The organism is Streptomyces malaysiensis subsp. malaysiensis (assembly GCF_040653035.1).
Taxonomy (GTDB): domain Bacteria; phylum Actinomycetota; class Actinomycetes; order Streptomycetales; family Streptomycetaceae; genus Streptomyces; species Streptomyces malaysiensis.
On record NZ_JBEZNG010000042.1, the window covers coordinates 46,815 to 71,153 of the forward strand.

The 24,339-nt window shown below is 68.0% G+C and carries 20 protein-coding genes and 8 pseudogenes; 21 read left to right on the plus strand and 7 right to left on the minus strand.

Annotated elements, in window-relative coordinates:
* Nucleotides 1–339: 339 nt before the first annotated feature.
* The gene (locus AB0E24_RS42450; RefSeq protein WP_359385130.1) at nt 340–1,005 is read right to left on the minus strand and encodes an acyltransferase domain-containing protein; all 666 of its coding nucleotides are present in this window, start codon (nt 1,003–1,005) and stop codon (nt 340–342) included.
* A gap of 66 nt (nt 1,006–1,071) precedes the next feature.
* Between AB0E24_RS42450 and AB0E24_RS42455 the strand changes: the two are divergent.
* Nucleotides 1,072–1,215 (plus strand): annotated as a pseudogene (locus tag AB0E24_RS42455) (hypothetical protein); the annotation flags it as partial.
* A 193-nt stretch (nt 1,216–1,408) separates the two neighbouring features.
* A pseudogene (locus AB0E24_RS42460) lies at nt 1,409–1,909 on the plus strand (phosphotransferase); the annotation flags it as partial.
* 457 nt (nt 1,910–2,366) lie between these two features.
* Here the strand turns inward: AB0E24_RS42460 and AB0E24_RS42465 are convergent.
* Nucleotides 2,367–2,975 carry a TetR/AcrR family transcriptional regulator gene (locus AB0E24_RS42465; RefSeq protein WP_359385133.1) on the minus strand — a complete coding sequence of 203 codons (609 nt, stop codon included), beginning with the start codon at nt 2,973–2,975 and terminating at the stop codon, nt 2,367–2,369.
* A 106-nt stretch (nt 2,976–3,081) separates the two neighbouring features.
* Here AB0E24_RS42465 and AB0E24_RS42470 point away from each other — a divergent pair, with 106 nt between their 5' ends.
* Complete coding sequence (locus tag AB0E24_RS42470; protein WP_359385135.1) at nt 3,082–3,780, plus strand: VC0807 family protein; 699 nt, start codon at nt 3,082–3,084, stop codon at nt 3,778–3,780.
* Nucleotides 3,777–4,955 carry an agmatine deiminase gene (aguA, locus tag AB0E24_RS42475; RefSeq protein ID WP_359385137.1) on the plus strand — a complete coding sequence of 393 codons (1,179 nt, stop codon included), beginning with the start codon at nt 3,777–3,779 and terminating at the stop codon, nt 4,953–4,955. Before AB0E24_RS42470 ends, aguA begins: the two co-directional genes overlap by 4 nt.
* Before the next feature lie 216 nt (nt 4,956–5,171).
* On the opposite strand, the pseudogene AB0E24_RS46105 reads toward aguA, so the two are convergent.
* Nucleotides 5,172–5,318 (minus strand): annotated as a pseudogene (locus AB0E24_RS46105) (IS630 family transposase); the annotation flags it as partial.
* 320 nt (nt 5,319–5,638) lie between these two features.
* On the opposite strand from AB0E24_RS46105, the pseudogene AB0E24_RS42480 reads away from it, so the two are divergent.
* The 4 genes and pseudogenes from AB0E24_RS42480 (at nt 5,639) to AB0E24_RS42495 (ending at nt 9,037) form a co-directional block, all read left to right on the plus strand.
* Nucleotides 5,639–6,339 (plus strand): annotated as a pseudogene (locus tag AB0E24_RS42480) (transposase).
* A gap of 69 nt (nt 6,340–6,408) precedes the next feature.
* Nucleotides 6,409–6,714, plus strand: a complete 306-nt coding sequence (locus tag AB0E24_RS42485; protein ID WP_435865387.1) for a transposase — start codon at nt 6,409–6,411, stop codon at nt 6,712–6,714.
* A 1,250-nt stretch (nt 6,715–7,964) separates the two neighbouring features.
* Complete coding sequence (locus AB0E24_RS42490; RefSeq protein ID WP_147966111.1) at nt 7,965–8,345, plus strand: eCIS core domain-containing protein; 381 nt, start codon at nt 7,965–7,967, stop codon at nt 8,343–8,345.
* 269 nt (nt 8,346–8,614) lie between these two features.
* Nucleotides 8,615–9,037 carry an SRPBCC family protein gene (locus AB0E24_RS42495; RefSeq protein WP_359385139.1) on the plus strand — a complete coding sequence of 141 codons (423 nt, stop codon included), beginning with the start codon at nt 8,615–8,617 and terminating at the stop codon, nt 9,035–9,037.
* A 432-nt stretch (nt 9,038–9,469) separates the two neighbouring features.
* Here AB0E24_RS42495 and AB0E24_RS42500 read toward each other — a convergent pair whose 3' ends face one another.
* Complete coding sequence (locus AB0E24_RS42500) at nt 9,470–9,988, minus strand: nuclear transport factor 2 family protein (RefSeq protein ID WP_069875281.1); 519 nt, start codon at nt 9,986–9,988, stop codon at nt 9,470–9,472.
* A gap of 102 nt (nt 9,989–10,090) precedes the next feature.
* Between AB0E24_RS42500 and AB0E24_RS42505 the strand changes: the two genes are divergently transcribed.
* The 5 genes and pseudogenes from AB0E24_RS42505 (at nt 10,091) to AB0E24_RS42525 (ending at nt 14,078) form a co-directional block, all read left to right on the plus strand.
* The gene (locus AB0E24_RS42505; protein ID WP_100808994.1) at nt 10,091–10,396 is read left to right on the plus strand and encodes an ArsR/SmtB family transcription factor; all 306 of its coding nucleotides are present in this window, start codon (nt 10,091–10,093) and stop codon (nt 10,394–10,396) included.
* Between the two features lie 282 nt (nt 10,397–10,678).
* Complete coding sequence (locus tag AB0E24_RS42510; RefSeq protein WP_359385156.1) at nt 10,679–11,593, plus strand: transposase family protein; 915 nt, start codon at nt 10,679–10,681, stop codon at nt 11,591–11,593.
* Nucleotides 11,594–11,787: 194 nt separating this feature from the next.
* A pseudogene (locus AB0E24_RS42515) lies at nt 11,788–13,241 on the plus strand (NF041680 family putative transposase).
* A 38-nt stretch (nt 13,242–13,279) separates the two neighbouring features.
* Entirely contained in the window at nt 13,280–13,549 is a 270-nt protein-coding gene (locus tag AB0E24_RS42520) for a hypothetical protein (protein ID WP_359385141.1), read from the plus strand.
* A gap of 361 nt (nt 13,550–13,910) precedes the next feature.
* The gene (locus AB0E24_RS42525) at nt 13,911–14,078 is read left to right on the plus strand and encodes a hypothetical protein (protein WP_359385143.1); all 168 of its coding nucleotides are present in this window, start codon (nt 13,911–13,913) and stop codon (nt 14,076–14,078) included.
* A gap of 691 nt (nt 14,079–14,769) precedes the next feature.
* Here the strand turns inward: AB0E24_RS42525 and AB0E24_RS42530 are convergent.
* The gene (locus tag AB0E24_RS42530; protein ID WP_359385145.1) at nt 14,770–15,816 is read right to left on the minus strand and encodes an LLM class flavin-dependent oxidoreductase; all 1,047 of its coding nucleotides are present in this window, start codon (nt 15,814–15,816) and stop codon (nt 14,770–14,772) included.
* Nucleotides 15,817–16,363: 547 nt separating this feature from the next.
* Between AB0E24_RS42530 and AB0E24_RS42535 the strand changes: the two genes are divergently transcribed.
* Nucleotides 16,364–16,786, plus strand: a complete 423-nt coding sequence (locus AB0E24_RS42535; RefSeq protein WP_359385147.1) for an MFS transporter — start codon at nt 16,364–16,366, stop codon at nt 16,784–16,786.
* A 584-nt stretch (nt 16,787–17,370) separates the two neighbouring features.
* Nucleotides 17,371–18,162: a class I SAM-dependent methyltransferase gene (locus AB0E24_RS42540; protein ID WP_359385149.1), complete on the plus strand. Its 792-nt coding sequence runs from the start codon at nt 17,371–17,373 to the stop codon at nt 18,160–18,162.
* On the opposite strand, the pseudogene AB0E24_RS42545 reads toward AB0E24_RS42540, so the two are convergent.
* Nucleotides 18,163–18,306 (minus strand): annotated as a pseudogene (locus AB0E24_RS42545) (IS21-like element helper ATPase IstB); the annotation flags it as partial.
* Between the two features lie 145 nt (nt 18,307–18,451).
* Here AB0E24_RS42545 and AB0E24_RS42550 point away from each other — a divergent pair.
* The 5 genes and pseudogenes from AB0E24_RS42550 to AB0E24_RS42570 all read left to right on the plus strand — a co-directional run.
* A complete protein-coding gene (locus AB0E24_RS42550; RefSeq protein WP_359385151.1) occupies nt 18,452–19,516 on the plus strand; it encodes a tyrosine-type recombinase/integrase in 1,065 nt (354 codons plus the stop codon).
* The gene (locus AB0E24_RS42555) at nt 19,513–19,830 is read left to right on the plus strand and encodes a helix-turn-helix domain-containing protein (protein WP_069875275.1); all 318 of its coding nucleotides are present in this window, start codon (nt 19,513–19,515) and stop codon (nt 19,828–19,830) included. Before AB0E24_RS42550 ends, AB0E24_RS42555 begins: the two co-directional genes overlap by 4 nt.
* Nucleotides 19,831–20,467: 637 nt before the next feature.
* Nucleotides 20,468–21,319, plus strand: a complete 852-nt coding sequence (locus tag AB0E24_RS42560) for a site-specific integrase (protein WP_359385153.1) — start codon at nt 20,468–20,470, stop codon at nt 21,317–21,319.
* Nucleotides 21,320–21,331: 12 nt separating this feature from the next.
* Nucleotides 21,332–21,823, plus strand: a complete 492-nt coding sequence (locus AB0E24_RS42565) for a nucleotidyltransferase domain-containing protein (protein ID WP_359385158.1) — start codon at nt 21,332–21,334, stop codon at nt 21,821–21,823.
* Between the two features lie 185 nt (nt 21,824–22,008).
* Nucleotides 22,009–22,323: pseudogene (locus AB0E24_RS42570) on the plus strand (hypothetical protein); the annotation flags it as partial.
* A gap of 57 nt (nt 22,324–22,380) precedes the next feature.
* Here AB0E24_RS42570 and AB0E24_RS42575 read toward each other — a convergent pair.
* A pseudogene (locus tag AB0E24_RS42575) lies at nt 22,381–23,220 on the minus strand (IS4 family transposase); the annotation flags it as partial.
* A 315-nt stretch (nt 23,221–23,535) separates the two neighbouring features.
* Between AB0E24_RS42575 and AB0E24_RS42580 the strand changes: the two are divergent.
* Nucleotides 23,536–24,261: a hypothetical protein gene (locus AB0E24_RS42580; RefSeq protein WP_359385155.1), complete on the plus strand. Its 726-nt coding sequence runs from the start codon at nt 23,536–23,538 to the stop codon at nt 24,259–24,261.
* Nucleotides 24,262–24,339 lie beyond the last annotated feature (78 nt).

Consider the following 24,339-nt stretch of genomic DNA (forward strand, 5'->3'; position numbering starts at 1 on the left):
AGGCAGCATGGTCAACAGGCAAGCTCGGGTAGTTCCGATGACCGATGCGCCGAGGTGCCCGTTGCCCCTCCACCCCCGTTCCGGTGAGCACGCCCCGCCTCTGACGCACGGGCCGCGCGGGCGAGCAACCCGGCCGGTACGACAGCGATATGGACAAGAGACCGGCCGGACGGGCCGTGACATGACGAGGACTTCGCCCACCGGTATCCGCGCAACGGGCATCCGGGCCTCTCGCCTGCCCAGCCGGCCACCGTCCGTGTACTGCGGAAACCTGACCCTTCCCCCCGGACGGCATCAGGCAGCACACCCACCCACACGACCTTCGTCTCGATCGGTGCACTAGACCGGAACACAGAATCCGGGCAGCCGGCGAACGCGGACATCCCGTTCCCCGGCCAGCACCTCCAGCCCCGCCAGCGCCTCGGGGGCGCCGGCGACGACCGACGAGGGACCGATGACCGCGGCGACCGAGAACCCCGGCCCGATCAGCGCCCCGGCCCCCCGGGCCGACAGCACCAGCGACGTCATACCACCGCACCCGGCCAGGACACCCACCGTCCAGGCACACAGGGCCACCACACACGCACCCTCCTCCAGCAACAGGGCACCCGCCACCACGACGGCCGCGACCTCACCCCGGGAATGGCCCAACACCGCGCCGGGAACGACGCCCAACGACCGCCACACCGCGGCGAACCACACCACGACCGCCCACACAACGGACTGGACGACCCCCGTGCGCTCCAGCACGTCCACGTCCCCCAACACATCGGCGAGACACCAGTCGGTGAACCGTTCCAGTACCTGCACGCACTCATCCATGCGGGCGGCGAAAACCGGTGACCCGCCCATGAGTTCACGCGCCATACCGACCCACTGCGAACCCCGGCCGGGAAAGACGAACACCATCCTGCCCACCACCACCGCGACACATCCGATGACCACATTGCCGCCGACCCCACCCACCGCCAGCACCCGCAGACCGTCGACACCCAGAGACACCACACGGCGATCGAAGAAAGTACAGGACGACAGCAGGCATCCACCCAGATCGACGAGGCCGCTGCCGGGATGGCCGTCGGGAGCGCCCGCAGGAAGCCCGCCATCCCGGCCAGCCTCAACTTCGACACGCCGTCGTCCGACATCCCGCTCGACGAGCTGAACCTCCAGGTGGTCACCGGACGCGGTTCCTGGCGCGGCGATCGCCGGGTCGCCGGCGTCAGCTCGTTCGGGCTGGGCGGTGCCGACTGCCATGTGGTGGTGGCCGCCCGCCTTCCGGACGTGTCCGCGGCACCGGCCTCTCCCGAGCGGACCGCGGTACCCGGCGCCGTGCCTCTGGCGGTGTCCGGGCCGAACCCCGGCCGCGCTGCGCGCGCAGGCCGCGCGGCTGGCCGACTGGGTACGTGGAGCGCCCCCCGAGCCGCCGATCACCACGGACCGCAGTGCCCACCCCAGGAACTGCGCGGACGGCTTCAAGCACTTCTTCCAGGCCGTTGTCCCCCGCGAGATCGCTGCCGACGTCCGGGCCGTCCGGGACGACGCCGTCACAGCCCCCGAGTGGGAGGGCCCGCCGGTGTGGGTGCATGGCGACCTCCATCCCGCGAACGTCGTCGTCTCGGACGGAACGCTCTCGGGCGTCGTCGACTTCGGTGACCTGTTCGCCGGCGATCCGGCCTGGGACCTCGCCGCCGCATGGGTACTGCTCCCCGCGGGCACGGCCTCACGGTTCTTCGACAGGTACGCGCATGCCGACGAAGCGGCGATCCGGCGCGCCCGCGGGCCGGCCGCGATGAAGAGTCTCTTCCTGATGCTCATGGGGCAGAACGGAGATCGGGGCCTTCCCGGCGGGAAACCGCACTGGGGACCCGCAGGCGGGGCGGCACTCGATCGTGTACTGAAGCGCGTTTGACGCGCGCTTCCTCGCGCCTCTTCCCCAGCCTGGCCGAGGGCCATGCGGCAGACCACCGCCCTGGATCCATCGATCGCCACCCGCGGTGGGGATACCAGGGTCCACGGTCGTATGCTGCCCATGGCCCGATCGGGCCGACGGCGGTGCTCCTCGGCGAACAACCGGGCTGATCTGGAGAATCGACCTCGCCGACCCGGCCTTCCGTCTCGGCTTCGGCGATTCGGGCGATCGGGTGGTCGCCCGGATCGGTGCGAGGATCGATGGCCCAGTATCTGAGTTGCTCCGTTCACTTTGGAAGGTGACCTCATGGCCGGCGGCGGCCGGCTTCGGCCGCGTATGCGGCCCGGTCTCCGGCGGCGGCCCGCCGCCACCTGACGGCGGCTGATGTCGATGCCGAGGGTGCGGGCGCCGCGCCCGGGGCCGCGTGGACGGCCCTGTGAACCTGCCGCGCGTGCACCTATACGTCCGGGTGCTCGGACTCGTTTGCCGCGCCGAGCAGTTGGGTCAGGTGCCGGTGCAGGACGGCCCGGATGGTGTCCGGACTCAGGCGGTCGGGGTGGAGCGTCGCGCCAAGGGTGAGTCCATCGAGTACCGCGGCGAGATGCTCCGCCGCCACCGGATCGTCCACGCCCAGACGGTGCAGCAGACGCCCGGCGACGTCCCGCAGCCCGTCGTGGAGTTCGACGGCGATCTCGCCCAGGGCGGGGTCGGTGCGGGCAGCCGCGACGAAGTCCAGCCAGACCGCGGTCTCGTCGGCGCGCGCCGCGTCGAGCGGCAGGAACTGACCCGCCACCTCCTGCGCCACCAGGTACGGGTCGCCCCCGGGGTGCCGCCGCTCCCGCTGGGCCGCCACTCGGACGTCCACCCGGCGCACCATCTCGCGGGCCGCGGCCATCAGGAGCTCGCGGTGGCTGGCGAAGTAGTGCCGTACGGACCCGACGGCGAGGCCGGCCTCGGCGGCGACGTTCCGGAGTGTGGCCTGCTGGATGCCGCCGCGGGCCACGACCCGGAAGACGGCGTCCACGACGTCGCGGCGGCGCTGCTCAGGATCCACAATCTTCGGCATCCGGCTTTTATAGCACGACCGTGCTACGGTTTATTTAGCATGATGCTGCTAAAAAATTGACCGACGCCGCAGCCCGCCGACCCGGTGACCAGGATCAGGAGAAACCATGGACCCGTCGGAGCCGACCTCTTCGCCTTCAGTACCGCAGTCGGCCCGGCCGTCGGCGCCCGCGCGCACCCGCCGCCTCGGCCGCCTGGCCCGCCTGGCCCTCGACCTGGGCATCTCGCCCCTTGCGTACTACGGCTGCCTCCTCGCGGGTGTGGCCACACTCCCCGCGCTCCTGACCGCGACCGCAGTGGCGGCCCTCTGGCTCGCCGCCACCGTCCTGTATGACCGGCGCGCCGACGGCCTGGCCCTTGCCATGCTCCTCATGTACGGATTGTCGGCCGCCTTCGCCGCCGTGACCTCCGAACCCCAGCCGCTGCTCCTGCGTGACCCACTGGTCAGCGCCCTCGCCGGATTCGTGTTCCTCACAAGCTGCCTCACCGCCACGCCCGCCACCGCCTATCTGGCCGGCAGGCTGCACGGTCAACCGTCGCACGACCCGATCCTGCTCCGCGCGCACCGCACGGAGACGCTGGTATGCGGTGCCGGGCTCATGGCAGAGGCCGTGGTGCGCGTTCTGCTCGTGCTGACCCTGCCGGTGTCCACAGCCGCCTCGCTCACGCCACCGCTGGAATTCGCCGTCCTCATCCCGCTCGTCGTGTGGATGGTCCGCCACCGCAGGAAGGCGCGCACCCGCATCACCGCCCAGCCGCCGTCGATCACCTCCGTCCTCGAACGCCATCAAGGGAGTGCGCGATGAGGACCGTGGAGAGCACACCCGCAGCGGACGGCTTCCGCATGCCGGCGGAATGGGAGCCGCACGACGGATGCTGGATGGCGTGGCCGCAGAACGGTTACGTCTGGCGCGAAGGAGCCCGCCCCGCGCAGCGCGCCCTCGCGGCCCTCGCCAACGCCGTCGCGGACACCGGGGAGGCCGTCACCGTCACGGTCACCGGCGACCAGTACGCACACGCCCGCTCCCGCCTCGACTCCCGCGTCCGCGTGGTGGAGACGACCAGTTGGCTGGGCTGGGCCCGGGACATCGCCCCCACCTTCGTGGTCGACGGCACCGGGCGGCGCCGCGGCGTGGACTTCGCCTTCAACGGCTACGGCAACCGCTACCCGTACTGGGCCACCGACGACCAGTACGCCCAACGGGTGCTCGACCTCACCGCCACCGACCGCTACCGCGCCCCGCTCGTGCTGGAGGGCGGCTCCTTCCACGTCGACGGGCAGGGAACCGCCCTCGTCACGGCCGAGACCCTGCTCGACCCCGCCCGCAACGACTCCCCCTCACGCGCCGCCATGCATCACCTCATGGCGGCCTACCTCGGGGTGACCCGCACCGTGTGGATCGAGTGGGGCCTCGCCTGCGACGGGACGCGTGGCCACGTGGACAACATGGCGTGCTTCGCCGCCCCCGGGGTGGTCTGTCTGACCTGGACCGACGACACGAGCGACCCCCAGTACGAGCGCAGCGCACGCGCCCTGGAAGACCTGAGAAACGTCCAGGACGCCAGAGGCCGTACCCTCCGGGTGGAGAAACTGCCGCTGCCCGGCCCGCTGTACGCCACCGAGGTCGAGCTTCGAGGCACCGACCGTCACGGAGTCCCGACCACCGGCACCGCGCCACGCCCCCGGCTCGCCGCCTCCTACGCCAACTTCTACGCCACGCAGGACCACCTCTTCGTCCCCCTGCTCGACCCCGAACACGACGACGAAGCCCTCGCCCGCCTCGCCAGGATCCACCCGCACCACACGGTCGTCGGCCTCCCTACCCGCGAACTCCTCCTCGGCGGCGGCAACATCCACTGCGCCACCCAGCAGATACCGAGCAGCAGTGCGGTGGCGACGGGTCCTGTCAGTGGAGCCGGGCGGCGCCTACGATCGAACCATTCGTACGCCAGGAATCCCGTCGGACATCCTGTCCGGTGACCGAGTCGGCGTGGGGTGCGCGTCGCCTCGCACGCCGGACCGGACGGCTTCGGACGCGATCAGGGGTCGGCACACCAGAACGCCGACACTCCAGGTGAAGCGTCCCGCCACCACTGCCCGATCCTGAACCGGGTACAGCGCCCGGACGGCTCCCGGTACGCGCCGGGTGCCGTCTGCCTCCACCAGCACGTCGTCGCCGTTACTGACTTCGGCTCGTCAAGGTGACGCTGGTTCGTCGAGGGTCGGGCCGGTGCCCGCTATGAAGCCGTCGCGGGCGCCGGACCGGTGCTGGAGGCACTTGAGCCGGCCGCGTACAAGGGCCTCAAGCCGGTCGAAGGCGACCACGGCGGGGTTGGCCAGTGAACACCATGAAGAAGATGGGACCTTGCCAGGTCGGACGCTCGCCCTGCCGGACCGCTCCGCCCGCAAACCGACGAGACCGAACGGACCACCCATGACGAAAGCGCCCAGCTCGCCAGACGAACCGCGCGACCTCGGGGCGGAGGCGTTCGCCGCCGTCGTCGCGGCCGCCGAGTGCGGCAAGTTGCTCGACGCTGACCGCTTTGCCGAGCTGCTCCTCCAGGCCGGGCGGCTCGACGGACCAGCTTTGCTGTTCGACGCCTGGTTCGGCCAGGCGCTCGACGCCGGACCCTCGCTCTCAACCCACAGGCACAGGAACCGCGTTGGTTCCGTATTCTGCCGCACTCGACCTGCCCCACGCCCTGGTCGAGTGGGTAACCATGCTCATCGTCAACCGCGAGGGTGACCGCCGCTGCAAGCTCCCACCACACCAGCGTGCCCTGGTCGGCCTGGTGCACCTGCGCCGGCACGACACCCTCGCCCAGCTCGCTGCCGGGTTCGGTATCTCCGTGGGCACCGCCCACGCCCACACGACAGCCGTCGTCGACCTGCTCACCGACCCCGCACCCGGTCCGCTGCGCGCCCTGCGCGAGGCGGAACCGGACTACGTCCTGCTCGACGGCACCGTGGCGGAGTGTGACCGGGTCGGCGACAGCCGGGCCGACTTCCCCCACAAACACCGACGCCACGGGGTGAACGTGCAGGTGGTGACCGGCCCGGTCGGGCGGCTGCTGTGGATCTCGCCGACGATGCCCGGCCGCGCCCACATCTCACTGCGGCCCGCGCCCACCGGATCATCCGGATCTGCGAACGCCAGGGCGTCCCCATCCTCGCCGACCGCGCCCACATGGGATCCGGCCCGTGGGTGACGACACCCCTCAGACACCCGCCGGGTCGCGACCTCACGCCGACCCAGCAAACCGTCAACCGCGCACTGTCCGCGGCACGGGCGCCGGTCGAGCGCGACATTGCACGCTTGAAGTCCTGGCGCATCTTCCGCCGATCCCGGTGCAGCCCGAATTGAGCTGACCCCGGATTCGTGAAGTCGCTGAAGCCAGGCTTATGATCCTGGCCCGAAGGAGAACCACGAGCAGTGCCAGCACCACGTAAACACCCGAACGAACTCCGCGAGCGGGCCGTCCGCGAGGTCCGCACCACCGGCCGTCCGATCACACACGTCGCAAAAAACCTGGGCATCCACAAGGAGGCCCTGCGCGGGTGGGTCCGCCAGGCTGAGGCGGACGCCGGCGAACGCGACGACCGGCTGACCACCGCAGAGCGGGAAGAGCTGAGACAACTTCGCAGAAAAAACACGGAGTTGAGGCGGGCGAACGAGATTCCGAAGGCCGCGAGCGCATTTTTTTGCGGCGGAACTGTGCGCCACGAGGCGCGATGTTGATCGAGAGGTGGTGGAAGACCACTTCCGTCGGGCCGTCGTAGCGGCCTGATCGAAGCTCTTGGGGACAGCCTGATCCGGGGCGGCCGGGTGAGGGTGGCAAGCGGCCCCGACCAAGGCGGGACGTGCCGGAACTGCCACTTGCCGGCTCAGGGCCGTGGGATGGGGCGGAGGCTCCGTAGTAGTCGCGGGCGTGACGACCCGCCGTGGAGACCGTGAGAGATGGCCGCAGGGCGAAGGGGGCCAGCAAGTCAGCAGTCGAGGCTGCTGAAACATCGGAAGGTTTTCGCTGGTGAATACTGACGAACTGGAGCACGCCCTATATGTGGCGGAGTGACGGGTACTGAATATCCAGACCAAGCTGCACCGTTGGGCTCGTGATGATTCTCATCGCAGGTTCGACGACCTCTACAATCTCGTCGCCGATCCCGGTTTTCTTCTGGTGGCCTGGGATCGGGTGAGGGGTAACAAGGGGTCCCGCACGGCTGGAGTGGACGGGCGCACGGCCCGTTCGGTCGAGGCCGGGCAGGGCGTCGAGGATTTTCTCGGCGGACTGCGGTCGCAATTGAAGGACCGTAGTTTCCGCCCGCTACCGGTGCGCGAGCGCATGATCCCGAAGGCGGGCGGGAAGCTCCGCCGTTTGGGGATCGCGACCGTTACCGACCGGGTGGTCCAGGCATCCTTGAAACTGGTGCTGGAGCCAATTTTCGAGGCGGACTCGAGGCCCACTGACGGCCCGTGGGCCGTCGTAGCTCCATGCCTCGCCGTGACTGGACCTGAACAGTGGCTCCGCGGTAATTGAGCGGCAACACACCGCTCGCTGCTCGGTGTATTGCACGGGGCCGAAACTCGGCACGGCGGCGGAAGCCTTGCTCAGCCAGCTGCAGCACCACGATCGTCCGCAAGCCCCCTGCCGATCTACCCCTACGGCTGCCCTGCGAGACCTGCAACCGTCGCACCCGCCCTGGTTGCATGGCTAATTCACCGTAGGTCTGCGTCATTGGAGGTGTGGTGCGTGTACGAACGTGTGGAGATGCCTGAAGGCAGGGCCCAGACGTCGCGCCCGGCGCCCCGGGTCGCGTCCATCGCGCCGTGGCGAGGGTTGTCCGGGCGACCTGCAGACGGACCTGTCACCGCTGCCGAGACGCAGGCGTTCCAGAAGTCGGCTGGTAACCGGGCGGTGGGGCACCTGGTCGCACAACGAAGGATCGCGCAGAGCGCCACGGAAAGCGCGGACCCGGTCGAGTTGCTCGATGCCGCCAAGTCCTCACAGCCAGACACTGCAGGGGGCCGAGCCACAGCGGGCGCAGTCCTTCTATCAGAACCCTCATATGTCGGCCGCCCGTATTCACACCGGGCCCATCGCGCAACGCGCCGTCGAGGCGTTCGGGGCTGAGGCCGTCACGCTCGGGACAGATGTGATGCTCAGTTCCCGCGCCAAGGACAACGCCGAGGTCCTCGGCCACGAGCTCAGCCACGTCGACACCAACTTGAGAGGCATCATCGAGACAGGCAAGGAACAGGGGCACGGAACGCTCGTGACCGACCCTGGGCAGCTGAGCGAGCGCGCTGCGGGCGTGGACGGGGCGGCCTGGAAGGCAGGAGAGGAGGTTGCGCCATTTGTCCTCTCGTAGAGGGCTTTCAAGGGCGTCTGCCGATCTCGCGGTCGGGGCCCGTCACACACCTCGGGCAGTAGTTCAGCTTCCGAGATGTGCCCCGGGCACTTTAGGACTGCGGCATGGCCGATCGGACATCCAGCCAGGCATCGGCCGGTCGCCGGTTTTGCGCGACCTCGCGGCCGATCCGGCCGTCGGGTACACAAAGGCGTCCTTTGTGTACCCGACGCCAACCCACCGACCCGGCCTGAAAGTTGACGTGTAGGGTCAATTCGACGCTGGATTGGATGAGAAGGCCCCTGTCATGGTGGCTGCAAGTTGCGAGATCGCTGCCCCTGTCGAGCGTGTCTGGGGAATACACGCCGATGTCGCCTCCTGGGGGGCAGTGGAACAAGAACATCAGCTCGGAGCAGATCGGCGGCGAGTTTGTTCCGGGGTCGGTGATCCACTGCGGTGTGCGCGGAGGCGACGCCTGTTTCCCGGCGGTCATCGAGCTGGTCAAGCCCCAGCAGCTGACAGTGTGGAGCGGCGTCAACGCAGGTAGTCACGGAATTCACGGCTTCATGTTCACGCCGCGGGGAGACAGGACTGCTATGACAACGGCCGAAAGCTGGCTCGCCGGCACTGGGCCGCACGCGGTTGCGCCCCTCCAAGATTTCCTGAAGTCATGGCTTCGTCACATGAAGGCCGCTGCCGAAAAAGCACTTTGAGCGCGTCCTGACAGTCGCGGCCGCGCTGCACGTGAACACAGCGGTCAGCCTGATCGCGGCGGTCGGTGCAGGCATCGCCTGTGCGTCGGGTATTCCGACGGTGCTACGTGTAATGGCGCGCGTGGGCGGACGTGCCCGGGATGGTTGGCCACGAGTGTCCGGGACACAGGTTCGGTGCCCCCCTCGGACAGTGCCGTCAAGGCCAACGGCTTGCCCACCGCCGTATACGGGCACGGCAGCGACGCACGCAGCTGCTAACACCCACGTGCGTGGCTGAGCACTCGACCAAGGGCCCGTCGAACCAGTCATCGCCTAGGACGCGAACCGCCACTGTCGAGGAGGGCCCCAGCCCGCAGGCCTCCGAACACCGACTACGAGGGTGGGACCGGCCAGGCGTCAAAGTCGCCGGCGTCATCCTCCGCCCGGAAGCGATCAGACAGGGTCGACGCCCGACACCATTTGGGGAGTCTCGACGGTGGGGAAGGTCTGGAAGAAGAGGTGCTCCACACGTCGGAAGGAGATCCGCCAGCCTGCGGGCGTGCGAATCCAGTCGTCGTGCCAGTAGCCGACGGCAAACGTGTTGCTGGCCCCGTCCCGGCTGGCGTGCATGTGCAGGTGCGGGGTCACCGAGTGAGCGGTGTCGCCGTTGATGCTGACCGTGGCGTGTCCTTCGATGTGCTGCCAGGCATTGAAGGACAGGCCCAGGCCCGCAGTGCCGCCGCTCAGGTCCTTTCCGCGCATCAACTCTGCGTACTCGCGCAGCTCGAAGACCTTCGCACCGGCGGCGGTGGCGTCGATCTTGACATCGGGGGTGAACAGCTGGTCCCACTGTGCGAGGACGTTGCCGTCTCCGCTGTCGGCCTGGTGCAGGTCCTGCCCCAGCCCATAGAGGGCGACCTTGTCCTGTATCTCGATCCGATCGAGCAGGTACTGGATTCGGTCCTCACACATCTTCAGCGCCTCCCAGGCAGATTTAGTAGTTCCATCATATTGGAAATACTAAATCTAAGCTAGCATGTCTCCATGGCGCGTACCCCTCGAACATCGCCCCCGATGCCGCTGCCCAGCCTGGCCAAGGTGTTCGCCGTGCTCGGCGACGATAGCCGCGTGGCCATCGTGCGACTGTTGCTCGACGGGCAGCTTCGGACCGCCGGCGAGATCGCCGAACAGGTGTCGCTACCAGCCTCGACCTGCTCCTACCACCTCACCAAGCTGCTCAACGCGGGCATCACCGTGTGCAAGGCCGATGGCACACTGCGCCTACCGGTCCTGCGCCGCGAAGACCTCGACAACAGCTTCCCCGGACTCCTGGACCTCATCCGTCAAGACGCACTCTCGCCCACGGAGAACTGCTCTTGATTCGTTTTCAGGGCGCACGGAAGCCAAGCGACATATCCGGCTATGGCTCGACGTAGATTGCACACCGACGAGACGGCACGATGCCGCCTGACATTAGGCCTTCCCCACTCCATCGGAGGTAGTCGTCCATCTCTCGTCTCTCCCGTTCCTCAGGCACGGGCCCACCTCACCGCGAGCGGGGAAATCTACCCGAGTGATACCCCGACTGCGGTTTACGAGTTGGTGTGTGATAGCGGGTGAGGCGTCGTGCCTGGCTGGTGGCATGATCCGGCTGTGGCGATCATGGTCAATCGGGCAGTGCCGGCGCATCGGCTGTTCACGGGGATCTCTCGGCGTCATCTCGCGTACCTGGTTGAGGAGTTGGTGGCGCCGTGGCAGGCCGGGGTCGAGGGTCGTCGCCATGCTGCACGAGGTGGGGCCAGGAAGCGGGCCGCGGGTGCCGGCGCTCGCCACCAGCTGGTCTTCGTCGACCGGCTGGTGGCCACGCTGATCCATCTGCGGCACGACCTGCCGCACGCGGTGTTGGGCCTGCTGTTCGGCGTCGACCGCTCCACCGTCACCCGCGCGATCGCAGAAGTACGCACGCTCCTGGCCGCGCGGGGGTGCGCGGTCCCCGACCGTCCCGGCCTGCGATTACGGACTCTGGCCGACGTGTTCGCCTACGCCCGGGCCGAAGGCACCGAGCTGCGGCTGGACGCCACCGAGATCCAGGTCCGCCGACCAGTGGCCGGACGCGGTGGACGGCGCGCATTCGTTTCCGGGAAGAAGAAGCAGAACACCATGAAGGCCACCGTCATCGCCGACCACCGTGGCCGCACGTTATGGACCGATGCCCTGCGGCCTGGTCGTATGCACGACGCCACGGCCGCCCGCAACGAGGGCATCGCCACCTGCTTCCAGCACTTCCCCGACGTCGAAGTCCTGCTGGACGACGGCTATCTCGGCCTGAGCCGCGACCACCGCGGACAAGCCATCACACCGCCCAGAAAACCGCGGCCGGGAGCACTGCCCGGCAGAATCGAACAGTGGGAACGCGACCGCCACTGGCACTCATCCGACCGCATCACGGTCGAACACGCCCTTGCCGATCACAAACGCTGGAAGCAACTGACGCGCTGGACCCACCGCCGCGACCGCCTGCCCGACACCTACCGCGCCATCGCTAGCCTCGTATCCGACCGCACCATCAACGTCTGAAAACAGGCCACGACCAGACCAAACACGCCTCACCCGCTATCACACACCAACTCGTTAGCTTGTTTTTTATGGTCTGAGGTCGAAATGGGTCTCGAACTAGGCCGCTCACCTGGGCGTTCGCCGGACAGCGGGGCGGCCTTCGTCTGATCATGTGCTCCGACCAAGGTGCACCGATCGAGACGAAGGCCGTGAACGTGAGTCTGCCGCCTGATCCCGGTTCCGGGGAAGCGTTCGCGACAGCGTCCCGCTTCCGGGAGGATCTGTTCGACTCCCTGACCGCGCGCGGGGACGAGCTGTTCGAGCTCGCGGACGCGTTGCTGTGTGCGGACGGCCCGGTGAGGGCGCCGGTGGACCTGACGCTGGTGGCCGAGCACCGGCGGGGGCACGGCGCCATGTACGACGCGCTGAACAGCGGGAACGTGGACGTGCCCCGGCTGCGGCAGGTGCTGGCCGGGCTGCCGATGCCGCGGGCCGCCGACGGGCGTCTGGTCCTCGCGGTCGACATCAGCCACTGGCTGCGCCCCGACGCCGCCACCAGCCCGGAGCGCCTGTTCTGTCACATCTACGGCCGCAACGGGAGGTCGTCGGACCAGTTCGTCCCGGGCTGGCGGTACTCGTTCGTCGCCGCCCTGGAATCGGGCCGGACCTCCTGGTGCCAGCTCCTGGACGCCGTCCGACTGGGCCCTGCCGACGACGTCGCCGAGACCACCGCCGCCCAGGTCCGCCGGGTGGTCACCGACCTCATCGAGATGGGCCGCTGGCACGTGGGCGACCGCGACATCCTCGTCGTCTTCGACGCCGGCTACGACGCCCCGCGCATGGCCCACCTCCTGGCCGGGCTGCCGGTGGAGGTCCTGGGGCGGATGCGCGCGGACCGGGTCATGCGCCGTCCGGCACCCTCTCGCAAGGAGTACTACCTGGCTCACCCCCGCGGCGGCCACCCACCCCGGCACGGCAAGGAGTTCCGCTTCGCCAGGCCCGACACCTGGGGTGAGCCCGACGCCGCGACCGCGCAGGTCACCGACCGGTACGGCACCGCCCGGGCCATGGCCTGGGACCGCATCCACCCCCGGCTCACGACCCGCTCCGCCTGGATCGACCACACCGGCGAACTCCCCGTCATCGAAGGTACGTTGATCCGTCTGGAGGTCGACCGCCTGCCCGGCGGCAACGACCCGCTGCCGCTATGGCTGTGGTCCTCGAAGACCGGGATGAGGACTGTCGACGTTGATGTCCGATGGCAGGCGTTCCTGCGAAGGTTCGACCTGGAACACACCTTCCGCATGATCAAACAGACCCTCGGCTGGACCCGCCCAAAGCTCCGCAGCCCGAGGGCCGGCGATCACTGGACCTGGCTGATCATCGCCGCACACACGCAGCTCCGCCTCCTCCGCCAGGCCGTCGCCGACCTCCGGCGGCCCTGGGAGAAACCAGCCGGGCCCCGCCGGCTCACCCCGGCACGGGTCCGCCGGGGGTTCCGAAACCTCCGCCCGCACCTCGCCTGCCCGGCCCGTGCGCCCAAACCCTCAAACCCGGCCCGGGACGGCCACTCGGCTCGAAGAACCGGCGCCCCGCCACCCGCTACGACGTGGGCAAGACCATGAAACGACCAGAAAGCATCACCGAACGAAACCTACTCAGACCATAAAAAACAAGCTGAAGGCGTGGTGCACGGGCTATTTGTCAATGCGGACGGCCAGGCAACACGCCTACGCCGCCGCCAGCGCGGACTGCGCAGCCGAACTCCTACAGCACCACTCCCATCCCGAGGTGGTGCTCACCAAGCCCACCGATGTGCTGGAGTCGGCCTCCTGGTCGCTGCGTTTCCAGCAGGACCACAACGAGATCATCGCGACCATGCAGCACGCGCTGGAAAGAATGCCCGATCAGGCGAAGCCAGTCTGGAGCAAGATCATCGCAGGGCCTGAAGCGTGCCACCCCGACGGAATCCGATGACCAGCACTGAGCGATGGACAACCACGAAGTTTCAACTGGGAGGGACCAGTCGTCGCAGAAGAAGGGGACGGCGGGACGGCCTGCTCACGCGAGAACGGGAGTAGAGGGCAGCGGCCGCGCGGGGAGCGCCGGACAGCCGACAGCGTCACAATGCCGCGGGCGGCGGCACCCGGCCCCGCCAGGCGGAAGAGGCGTCACGTCTCGCACACCGCATCCCCCACCCGCAGACACACCACAAACTGATCAACGCAGGCCAGACCACACATTACTGATCAGAAAAACCGTTCCTGGACAGCCGCTCTGACCGAACTGGGCGTGGAGTGGGCCTGAGCCGGGGCAGTTCAGACAAGGAGCAGGGCGCATGACCGAGCGCACTATTTATCTCGACCGCGATCCGAACAACTGGCGCTCCCGGAAGATCCACGTCCAGGCTTCCCGCTGGTACGCCACGATCGTGCTCGACCGCGACAACTACGTCGACGCCGCGACCTCGCTAGGTCCGTCTCGCGGACCAGGCCAGGGGCGGTGACAGGGACCGGAGGCGCGGCAGGGCCCGCGTCGAAGATCCCGTCTTCAATCTGCCGCCCAAGACCTCGAAGGGCATCAACGGCTTCTCGCGGATCACTCAGCCGCAGAGCAGACAGGTCCGTTCCGGTGAAAGTCGCCGCCCCCGCCGCGCGCAGCCCGGATGGCCACCACGGCAGCCAGGAGCTGCGCATCGGGTCCGGCAGTGACAATGAGACCACGCAACTCAGCAGGGTGCCAGTCGCTTCGCCTCGCCGGCGCGGTCAGGAGGAAGGGCAGTTGCTGAGACTTGCCTACCGGGGCCGCAGTGGTCCTGCTGGGCTGGATGCGGGTTGTGGCACAACTCATCCAACGTATTGTGCAGGCCGGAGTTACCGCCTACGCCCCGTCTGGAGCAGCAGAGGAGGAGCGGTCCCGGCCGCTTTCAGGTGCGCCGTCGCCCCTTGCGAACAGCCGCGAGCCCGGGCCAGCTTGATCCGGTGTGGCTGAGCGTTCCAGTCGGCGGATGAGCGCTTGAAAGCTGATGGCCCCACGTGGATCTGAAGCGGGGATGGCCGGGCTTCGCCGCCCTGCGCAGCAACCCGCCGCTGCTCGCGCCGACGCTCGCGCCGCTGCGTCGGCCGCTGGGCATCATCCCTGCCGATCGAGGAGGGCGGGCGGTGGTGCGGGGCCGCCATGGCCGTGGCTGTGCAGCATCAGGGCAGGAGCCGCGCGAGCTCGGCCATTTCCGCCTCAGGGTCCGCCACGGGATGGATCACGAGCTCGTTGACCCCTGACTTCTCCAGCGCGTTGATCTGCCGTCCGATCTCGTCCCTGGTACCGATCAGACCGAACTTGTCCACCAGTGACGGCACGAGGAGATCGCGGTCCTCGGTGGACAGCCGGCCGAGATAATTGTGGTAGAGCCTGTGGTGGCGGTTGGGGTCGGTGGCGGTGGTACCGCGCAGGTGGAGCAGGCGGTCGACGGCCGCGGACTCCTCCTGGGGCAGGGCCGCGCGGAAGGCCGGGTTCTCCACTGCGAGGATCAGTGCGCTCACCGCGATGTGCCCCATCGCGTCCTTGACGGCATCGCCGTACCGGTCCTCGCCGTCGGCGAGAACGTACAGGGAGGAGATGAGGTACGAATACGTCTCCCCGCTGTTGCCCGCGGCCTGTGCCGCTGCCCGGCGGGCCTGGCCGAGCGCGGACCAGGCCGCGGGGTCGTGCAGCGCAAAGGAGATCATTCCTGTACCCAGGCGGCCGGCGATGGCGCCAACCCTCGGGCCGAATGCAGCCACGGCGAACTCCACCGGGTCCTCGGTGTTGACATAGCCGCCGACATGCAGGAAACGCACCCTGCTGGCCCGGGTTCCCTCGCGGTAGTCCGTCTCGCAGCCCGCGGTGAGATCCCGCAGGGCGGCCGTGAACGACTCCAGCTCCACCATCTTCGTAGGCCGCATGCCCAGCGTGCGGCGCGCGGTGTTGCCGGTGCCGACCCCGCAGATGATGCGGCCCGGAGCGAGGGCGTTGAGACTGCTGAGCGCCGCCGCCGCGGCGGGCGCGGAACGCAGCGCCGGCGAGGTGACCCCGATACCGAGTTTGATCCGGCTGGTGGACTTGGCGCAGAGCGCGAGGCCGACGAACGGATCACCATGGACCATCGGCGTGTCGTATACCCAGAAACTACTGAAACCGAGTTCCTCCGCACGTACGGCCAGGTGCTCCACACCCGGGCGTGCAGCCATGACGATACCGGTCCGCATACTGATCCCTCTCGCCCTCGGGTCCCATGGCTGGACGACTCACGTTGCGCTCTTCCCCGCTTGGTGACTGTGGTCGTGCCCCATTGAACGGTAACTACACCCCGGCCCCGGCCCACCGGCCCGCCAGCCCAAACACCCAGCCCCACCAACCACAACACTCACCCACCAACCCAAGCCGCTCAGTCACATCCATGGCTCGCGGACCGTTCAGGGCACGGCTGCCACAGGGCGAACTCCAGATGCTCGATGTCCGTGAAGCCGACCCCCTCCAACTGGCCGACGCGGCGGGGCCAAGGCCGCCCACGACGCCGGCACCGCCACAGCCGCCGACAGGGAACTCCTGCGCTCCCCCTTCACCGCTGTCTTCAGCGAACCCCACCTGCGCCGCCGCGGGCTGCGGCTGCTGGTACTGACCGTGGTATCGGTCATCGGCCTGTACGCCGTATCGGCCTGAATCCCCCAATACACCATCCAACTCGCCAGGGAAGCAGGCCAGACGGGCACCCGCTGGGGCGCCCACGCCGGCCTGGTGTTCAACGCAGCGTCCGTGCCCGGATACCTCCTGCTCGGCCACCTGGCCGACCACCGGGGCCGAAAACCCACCATGCTCCTCTACTACACCGGCTCCGCCGCAATCGTCCCGGTCTTCTTCATCGCCGTCCACACCCCACAGACGGCACTGATCACGGCCGCAGCCGCAGGATTCTTCATCCTGGGCCAGCTCGCCTGGATGCCCATCTACCTGCCGGAGCCCTTCCCCACCCCAGGACGGGCCACAGCGATCTCATCGGTGTTCAACTCCGCCCGACGCGCCGGCGCACCGGTCGTCCTCGGCACCGGAACGCTCATCAACCTGCTCGGCGGAATCACCACCGCAGCCACCATCATCGGAGTCGTGCCATACCTCACCGCCATCAGCACCACCCGATCCGCCGGACCGGAAACCAAAGGACAACCACTCCCCCACTGAACCAACCACCCAGGACCCCACCGGCCACGACCACACCACGGCAGCCGGCGGGGCCGGCCGAACATCTCCCACCGACCAACCCCACCCAACTCGCCCAGGTGCCGGGCCGCATCAGGCCCACAGCCGCCCCGACTCGCATGCCCCAGCAAGGCCCCCCGGTGAGCAGCGAGGACCGCGCGGACCACACCCCGGCCATCGCCGCGGACCGCGACCCCGATGCGCCGCACAGCCCACACGGACCTCCGCATTCTCCCCGCCCACCCTCACCAGACCCCCAGCACACCCGGCCCACCCGGCACAGGCGAGCGGCATCAACAACCACGCCCTCCCTCGCACAGGCCGAAATCACCGTTCACCAAAACTGCCGGTTGGCTTCGTGGAGTGCTTCGGACAGCGTATATTGGTGGGCTTGAGTGGCATTTCTTGATCTTGACGCGGTGAGATGTCGATGAGATTTGACGGCGCCTGGATCCGGCAGACGGTGGTTGTGTCGGCAATCCCGCGGTTCACCTCTGGTTTCAGCCGGTAGCGATCGGTGCGCCGGAAGCCTGTCCCCGGTGCCCGCGCTTGGGCAAGGTGATGCCATGACTGTGGGGTTCAGCGGTGACGTTGCCAAGTACTACGCGAAGTTCCGGCGTGGTTATCCGCCTCAGGCTCTCGACGCGCTGCAAACGGCATTCGCACTGAACACGGACGACATCGTGCTCGACCTAGGGTGCGGCACTGGTCAGCTGGCCGTCCCGCTTGCCTCCCGGGTCCGCTCGGTCATCGGCATGGATCCTGAGCCGGACATGCTTCGGCTCGCGAGGGAAGCAGCCGTGAGACAGGACGTCCAAAACGCGACGTGGATCCTCGGCGCGGACACCGACGTTCCTGCGCTCGGCGAGCTGATGGGACAGCGGTCGTTGGCGATGGCGGTCATCGGGCAGGCGCTCCACTGGATGCAACACGAGGCACTCTTCCGTGCGCTGTCGCCGCTGTTCCGCTCCGGGGGAGGTGTCGCCGTGCTCTCTAACGGGACGCCGCTGTGGTTGCAGGACAGCGATTGGTCACGCTCACTGCGGGGCTTCCTGGAACACCATTTCGACACCAAGCTGGAGGCGTCCTGCGGCACCGCCGCGCGAGACCGGCTTCGCTATGCGCAGGCGCTGAAGTCCGCCGGCTTCGAAGGTGTTCGGGAGGTCGTGATCGAATACAGCGATGAGCTGAGCTTCGACCAGCTCATCGGCGGGATTTACTCTGCTGTCCCCGCAGATGAGCTGCCCGGAGCGGACGACCGGCCAGCATTCGCTGAGGGCATCCGGCAGTCACTTCCGCTGGACCAGCAGTTCATCGAAGACGTCAGAGTCTCCATGCTCGTGGCCCAGATCAGGTAGTCAGCCGGCCGATGCCTCGACTCGTGCCCGGGTAGTGGCAAGGCGATAGGAGTCGGTGCCGGTCTCGATGATGGTGCCGTTGAAGGTGAGGCGGCCGACGATGACCGCGCAGAGGCGGGGGTCAGTGAACGTCTTGGTCCAACCATCTGGGGCTGGCACTTGTTCCCTCACAAGGGTTGCCGCTGCCACCTGGCCGTATCCCGCTCCCGGGGTCCTCGTTGGTTCTCGCGGTAGCACCCTGGTTTTCAAGGTGCTGCCTTGACTGTTCAGGTGCGAGGAAGGTGTGCCGGTGGCCGAAGCGAGACTGCAGGTCATCGCGGGCGGGTCCGTCCCGCAGGAACCGCTGGCCACAGACCCGTGGCAGTTCCAAACCGCATGCGTCGACGCGTTCGTCGCCTCCTGGCAGGCCCGCGGATTCAGCCCTGTGACCATCGACAACGACATCGGCCTGCTGGAGCGGATCCTCGCCGCCCTGGGCCGACCCGCGTGGGAGGTGACCCCGGAGGACATCGACCGGGTGGTCGGCGACCTCGCGGTGAAGGGCCGGGCGACGTCGACCCGGCGCGAGTACGTCCAGATCTTCAAGGGCTTCCACCGGTTCCTGCAGGCCCGCAAGGCGGCCGATATCGAGGCCGCGTTCGGCGTCCGGCTGGTCTGCCCGGTCGACGAGTTCAACGCCTCCCGGCATGTCGGCGACGACTCCCCGGCCCTCGTGCCGCCGCCGACACCGGAGCGGGTGGCGGAGTTCTTCGACTTCATGAAGCAGCGGATCGCGACCGCGAGGAAGTACGGGCCAGCCGCCCGGGACTATGCGATGTTCCGGACCCTGTATCACGCCGGCCTCCGCTCGGAGGAGGCATCGCTGCTGGACAAGCCGGATGTGCACTTCAGCCGCGGCCCGTTCGGCAAACCCCACGTCCGCTTCGGCAAAGGGGCTCACACCTCCGGGCCCCGGCCGCGGTGGGTGCCCATGCTCGACGGACTGGACCTGGTGCTGCGATGGTTCCTGGACGACGTGCGCCCCAAGTTCCCTGATTCGCCAGTGCTGTTCGCCGACGAGTCAGGCGGAGCCCTGCATCGCGGAACGATCCGCAACCGGCTGCGCTATCTCATGGAACTCGAAGGGCAGCCGGCCTCGGAGCGGTTCAGCCCGCATGCCCTGCGGAGGGCCTGCGCGACCCACAACTACGAACGCGGCGTCGACCTGGTGGCGATCCAGCAGATGCTCGGCCACTGGACGGTCAGTTCAACGATGCGTTATGTCCGGCCCTCCGCGACGTTCATCGAGGACGCTTATCAGCGGGCGGTCGCCGGCACTCTGGCCGAGCTGACCGGGAAGGACACCACAGCATGAAGATCCGATGGCGGCTGCGGATGGCCGCTGCCCAGCGCGAGGTGTGGACCGGGACCGAGTTGCGGCGGCTGCTGGCCGAGAAGGCCGGCCTGGAGCTCTCCTCGGCGTCGGTGTCCGCGCTGTTCACCAAGGAACCCTCGCAGGTGAAGATGACCACCCTGGCCGCCTTGTGCACCGCGCTGGAGTGCACCCCCAACGACCTGATCGAGATCGACACCACTCCCGTCGAGCGGCCTGTGGTTCCGCCCCGGCTCGTCGCCGACGTCCCGAAGGCCGCCGGCTCCTCCCGCGGCCGGTCGATGCCGCCTCTGTGACCTGCGGACATCTCCATGAGCAAGAAACAACGGGACTGCGTCACCTGTGGCGGGCCAGTCGGCTATCGCGACCGCCAACACTGCTGCCGGTGCCGACGCCGGATGAAAGAACAGGCAGCGAAGGCGGCGTGTCCGTCCTGCGGCAAGGACCGGGTCCTCCAGGAGGACACCGGCCGGTGCATCACCTGCTCGCGCGTCTGCGACCAGTGCGGCCAACCCGTTCGTGCGGCCGACAACCGGCTCTGCGGAGTCTGCCGGCGAAAGGCCGATCGGCTCGCCGACCAGCGGCCCTGCCCTCGCTGCGGCAGGCGGGGATATGTCCGTGAGGAGACGGGCTGGTGCGGACATTGCTCCCGGCCCCGACAAGGTAAGCAGCCCCCGCGGACCTGCCGCGAGTGCGGGCGACTGCGACGGCATGCCGGCCTGGGCTTGTGCTCCGCCTGCTGGCAGAAACATCCGGGCCGACCCTTCATCCGCGGCGAACACCTCCGCGAACAACTCGCCGACCCGCCGACGTGGCTGGACGACTTCGTCGGGCATGTTGCGTCCCGTTTCTGCGTCTCCCGGGCCTGCGGCCTGATCACCGGCCTCGGCCGCCTCCTGCAGGACGAGCACTCCAACTCGCCCCAGGCACCGCATGCGGGCCCAGGACCGGGCCCGCCGGGCCGGCACTCGCCCTCGCATCAACCACACCCTGGAAACCGCCCTGTCCATCCTGCGGGACTTGGCCCGCTTCCTCACCGAGCACCGCGGCAAGGACGACTGGGCCCTGGTCGACGTGGACGACATCGAAGTCTTCCTGGCCACCTCGCCCAAGGCCCGCAAGCGCCGGCTGGTGGTGCTGCGGCAGTTCTTCCGCTTCGCTCGCTCCCAGCGCATCGTGCTGATCGACCCGACCCGAACTCCGATCGTGAAGGAACGCAACGGCTTCCGCGGCCGCACCCTCACCCTCGGCCAGCAGCGCGAGCTCTTCCGTCGATGGACGACCGACGATCACGTTCACCCCCGCGAGGCTCTGCTCGGCATGCTCGCTCCGCTGCATGGAGCGTCCAGCACCGAGGTCCGGACCTTGCCGATCACCGACGTCGACGCGGCGGCCCAGACTGTCCGGCTCGGCAAGCGACCCCATCCCGTCCCGCTGGATCCCGCCTCCTGGACCGTGCTGGAACGCTGCCTGGACCACCGCGCGAAGTGGCCGACGACCAACCCGCATGTGATGGTCACCAAAGGAACCAAGGCCGGGCGGAGCCCGGCCTCAACTGCCTATGTTTCCCACGTTCTTGACGACTGCGGATACCCGCCCCGAATGATCCGCAGCACCCGCCTCGTCGACCTGGTGAACACCATGGACCCCAAGCTCGTCGCCGCCGCCTTCGGCATGGACCCGCAGGCCACCCTGATCTATCTCGCCGAGCACGTCGATCGGGAAGTGGAACTGGCCTCCCGCGCGACGGCAAATCCACTCGCCCACCCCGGTGATCAACGCTAGCCTGCGCGGGTGATGATGGCCGACGACGTACTGTCCATCCTTGCCGTGCTGCGGAATGCGGGCGTCGACATCTGGATCGGCGGTGGCTGGGGCATCGATGCCCTGGTCGGTCAGCAAACCCGCCAGCACCGCGACCTGGACCTGATGCACCGCAAGAGCCAGGAACAGGCTGTCGTGGCGGCTCTCGCGGATGCCGGATTCACCGAGACCCTCGACTGGCGCCCCGTGCGTTTCGTCCTCACCGATCCCCATCGCCGGGAGATCGATCTACATCCTCTGATCTTTGCTAAGGACGGATCCGCCCTGCAGGCGTCCACAGAGCCTGAGCACCCGTTCTTCTATCCCGCCTCGTGCTTCGTCACCGGCACGATCCTGACGACCGCCGTCCCATGCCTGTCGCCGGAACAGCAGGTCTACTTCCACCAAGGCTACGAACCGGCTGATCGCGACCGTCACGACATGGCCCAACTTCGGCAGGCATTCGGCATCGCCACCCACTTCTGACCAGATCTCCAAGGGCACCCTCCCGTCGCATTGAACCCGTCCAGCTTCGGCAGCACCTCGCACGAGTTCGCCGGAACATGTGCGCTTTGCCGAAGGACTCGTTGGAGGCAATGGCGACGCTGTTCTTCTCCTCGCGTTCGGTCAGGACCTGGGCCGTGGTCGCAGGAGAGCGCTACCCGCCGGACATGCCCACCTCACCGGTTGTCGGGATCGCCCATGAGACCGCACTGACCGAACTGCTCGAGCACGCGTACTGCTCCGGCGTCCGCCATCCGGTCCTGTTCGCACCGGACGAGAAGAGCGGCTGGGGCGTCGTGCTGCGCGACACCTTCCTACGGTGGTGCCGACAACATCAACTGACCGGGATCCGCCGAACCACAGCCTTCAAGGGACGCCGGTTCCGTGAGGACGAGGGTGACCTCATGGCCGCGATGCTGACTGGCGCGGATCCAGTGGACCTGATCGTCGTACCCGACGAACACGCGGCCCTGGCAACCATCGAGGTGATCCGGGACATGGGCCTTCGAGTCGGTCGCCACGTCCTCCTGGCAGCGTTCGGCATAGAGCGCGGCCAGTTGCCGGGCCGGATACCGTCGGGCATCCAGCTGGGTGGTGACCAGGCGATAGCCGCCGACTCCACCCTTGGCCCGGCCGGTGAGCTGGTAGGCCAGGACCCGGACCACGACCGGCTGATCCCGGGCCGGACCGCTGCTCGCCCGAATCTGGGAGAGCCATGACCCGTCACGGAACTGCTTGGTCACCGGCAGGACGCGGTTGGCGGGCACCCGCCACAGCAGATCGGCGCCGGTGGCGGTGAATGCCCGCCACAAGGGCACCCCGAGGAACTCGCGATCGGCCAGGACGAGTTGCCCCGGGTCGAGTGAACGCGGCAAGCGGCCGACCAGAGTGACTTCCCCGGTGCGGCACCCGGCGAGCTCCGCATCCAGTACTGCATGGCTGCCCACCTCCGCCAACGCCGCCATCCGCACCTGCGGAAACGCGCTCCTACCCGCCCCACGGCCACTGCCCGGACGCCCGAAGGCCATCTCGTTGGTCTCACTGTCCGCGACGTCCCCACACGTTCCATCAACCGCAAGCAGCCGCAAGCCCCGCCAAAACGCCCCGGGCGTCGCCTCGTTGGCCATCGGCTTCGCGGTTGCGGCGAACAGCACCCGCAGCGGTTCAGAGCCCAGCCGCTCCCGAGCCCTGAACAGCGAGGATTTCGCCGGAACACGCCAGTTGCCCAGCAACCCAAGACCCCGCAGCCCTTCGACCAGGTGCCGCATCACTTCCAGATACGGAGCAGGCGAGAACAACGCCAGCCCCAGCACGAAGTACACCACCAGCCGCGCGGGCAGCAGCCGCTGACGCTGCTCAGAACACCCGCACGCTGCCACCCACCCGATCCACCAAGCCCGGCGGATACACCCAGGTCAACAGACCGAGGCCCGATAAGTCAGACACACTCGCAACCACCCGAGCCACCCCCGGGATCCACTGCCAAGCAGACTACGCCCACAGCAAAGGCAACGGCATTGGGTCTAAGGGGTTCCGTCTTCTCCCGCTGTTCGCACCCGTGTATCCCAGGGAACAAGGTACTCATGACACGAGATGGGAGAGGCTCAAGCAATGCTACGTCGGATGGCGCGTCTGAGCAGTCATTCCTTCAGCGCCCACAGGTGATCTTGGGGATCGTCGTAGGGGTGTTAACGGTGGTCGGCACCGCTATCGGCACCTTCTTTCTGCTATTTCCCGATGCACAGCCGGAACCGGACCAGCCCGGCCTGGAGGTCACAGCTGTTGATCTCGACCACGAACAGGCCATCGCTGCAGACGCCCTGTCCGCAGCGGATGGCTCGAAAACTGCCATGAAGGACTGGAAGTCTTCGCTCGTCTCGGTCGTGCTGCGCAACCCGAGCGACGACCCCGTGCTGGTCAGGCGCGCCGAGGTGCACTTCGGCTCCGTTTCCGGAGTCGGATGCCCTTACGGAGCAGGGGATTTGGAGGTGCAGGCGCGCTACCACTTCAAAGTCCCACCTGAGAGAAAAGCCCCATTCACTCTCAAGCGTGCGATGGCATACTCCGTACCACCGCACGGCCAGGAGCGGCTCGCCTTCACGATTGGCCCGGAATCCGTGTTCACCGGAGCCTTTCCAACCGTTTATCAGTTCCGACTCACCCTGCACCTGGATGACGGGTCCACTCTCAAGGTGCCGCACGCCATGACCTACATGGACCCAAGCTACGCCGAGACCGTCCTCGCGGCCGCGGAAAGGGCGGTGGAGGATGGCGAACGCTCAGCATTCACCACCGTTGACTGCGTGCGAGAGCAAGAAGCAGTGGCGCGGCGGCTGGCAGGAGCAAGCGGGTTGGTCTCCCCGGAGCTGAAGGAGTACAGCGCTGGCCTCACGAGGCTGGTCGACCGTGTGGCCGACTAGTACTCCAGTGCGGTTTCGTGATCTACCCAGTGGGTTCGCTGGGGGACACCGCCGAACTGCTGGACATCGAACCGGGCG

Excerpts from the sequence above, each read along its gene's own strand:
- AB0E24_RS42465 (WP_359385133.1), bottom strand. The coding sequence starts at position 2,975 with ATGCCGAAGATTGTGGATCCTGAGCAGCGCCGCCGCGACGTCGTGGAC.
- AB0E24_RS42470 (WP_359385135.1), top strand. The coding sequence starts at position 3,082 with ATGGACCCGTCGGAGCCGACCTCTTCGCCTTCAGTACCGCAGTCGGCC.
- aguA (WP_359385137.1), top strand. The coding sequence starts at position 3,777 with ATGAGGACCGTGGAGAGCACACCCGCAGCGGACGGCTTCCGCATGCCG.
- AB0E24_RS42490 (WP_147966111.1), top strand. The coding sequence starts at position 7,965 with ATGCCGCCAAGTCCTCACAGCCAGACACTGCAGGGGGCCGAGCCACAG.
- AB0E24_RS42495 (WP_359385139.1), top strand. The coding sequence starts at position 8,615 with ATGAGAAGGCCCCTGTCATGGTGGCTGCAAGTTGCGAGATCGCTGCCC.
- AB0E24_RS42500 (WP_069875281.1), bottom strand. The coding sequence starts at position 9,988 with ATGTGTGAGGACCGAATCCAGTACCTGCTCGATCGGATCGAGATACAG.
- AB0E24_RS42505 (WP_100808994.1), top strand. The coding sequence starts at position 10,091 with ATGCCGCTGCCCAGCCTGGCCAAGGTGTTCGCCGTGCTCGGCGACGAT.
- AB0E24_RS42510 (WP_359385156.1), top strand. The coding sequence starts at position 10,679 with ATGGTCAATCGGGCAGTGCCGGCGCATCGGCTGTTCACGGGGATCTCT.
- AB0E24_RS42520 (WP_359385141.1), top strand. The coding sequence starts at position 13,280 with ATGCGGACGGCCAGGCAACACGCCTACGCCGCCGCCAGCGCGGACTGC.
- AB0E24_RS42525 (WP_359385143.1), top strand. The coding sequence starts at position 13,911 with ATGACCGAGCGCACTATTTATCTCGACCGCGATCCGAACAACTGGCGC.
- AB0E24_RS42530 (WP_359385145.1), bottom strand. The coding sequence starts at position 15,816 with ATGCGGACCGGTATCGTCATGGCTGCACGCCCGGGTGTGGAGCACCTG.
- AB0E24_RS42540 (WP_359385149.1), top strand. The coding sequence starts at position 17,371 with ATGACTGTGGGGTTCAGCGGTGACGTTGCCAAGTACTACGCGAAGTTC.
- AB0E24_RS42555 (WP_069875275.1), top strand. The coding sequence starts at position 19,513 with ATGAAGATCCGATGGCGGCTGCGGATGGCCGCTGCCCAGCGCGAGGTG.
- AB0E24_RS42560 (WP_359385153.1), top strand. The coding sequence starts at position 20,468 with ATGCGGGCCCAGGACCGGGCCCGCCGGGCCGGCACTCGCCCTCGCATC.
- AB0E24_RS42565 (WP_359385158.1), top strand. The coding sequence starts at position 21,332 with ATGATGGCCGACGACGTACTGTCCATCCTTGCCGTGCTGCGGAATGCG.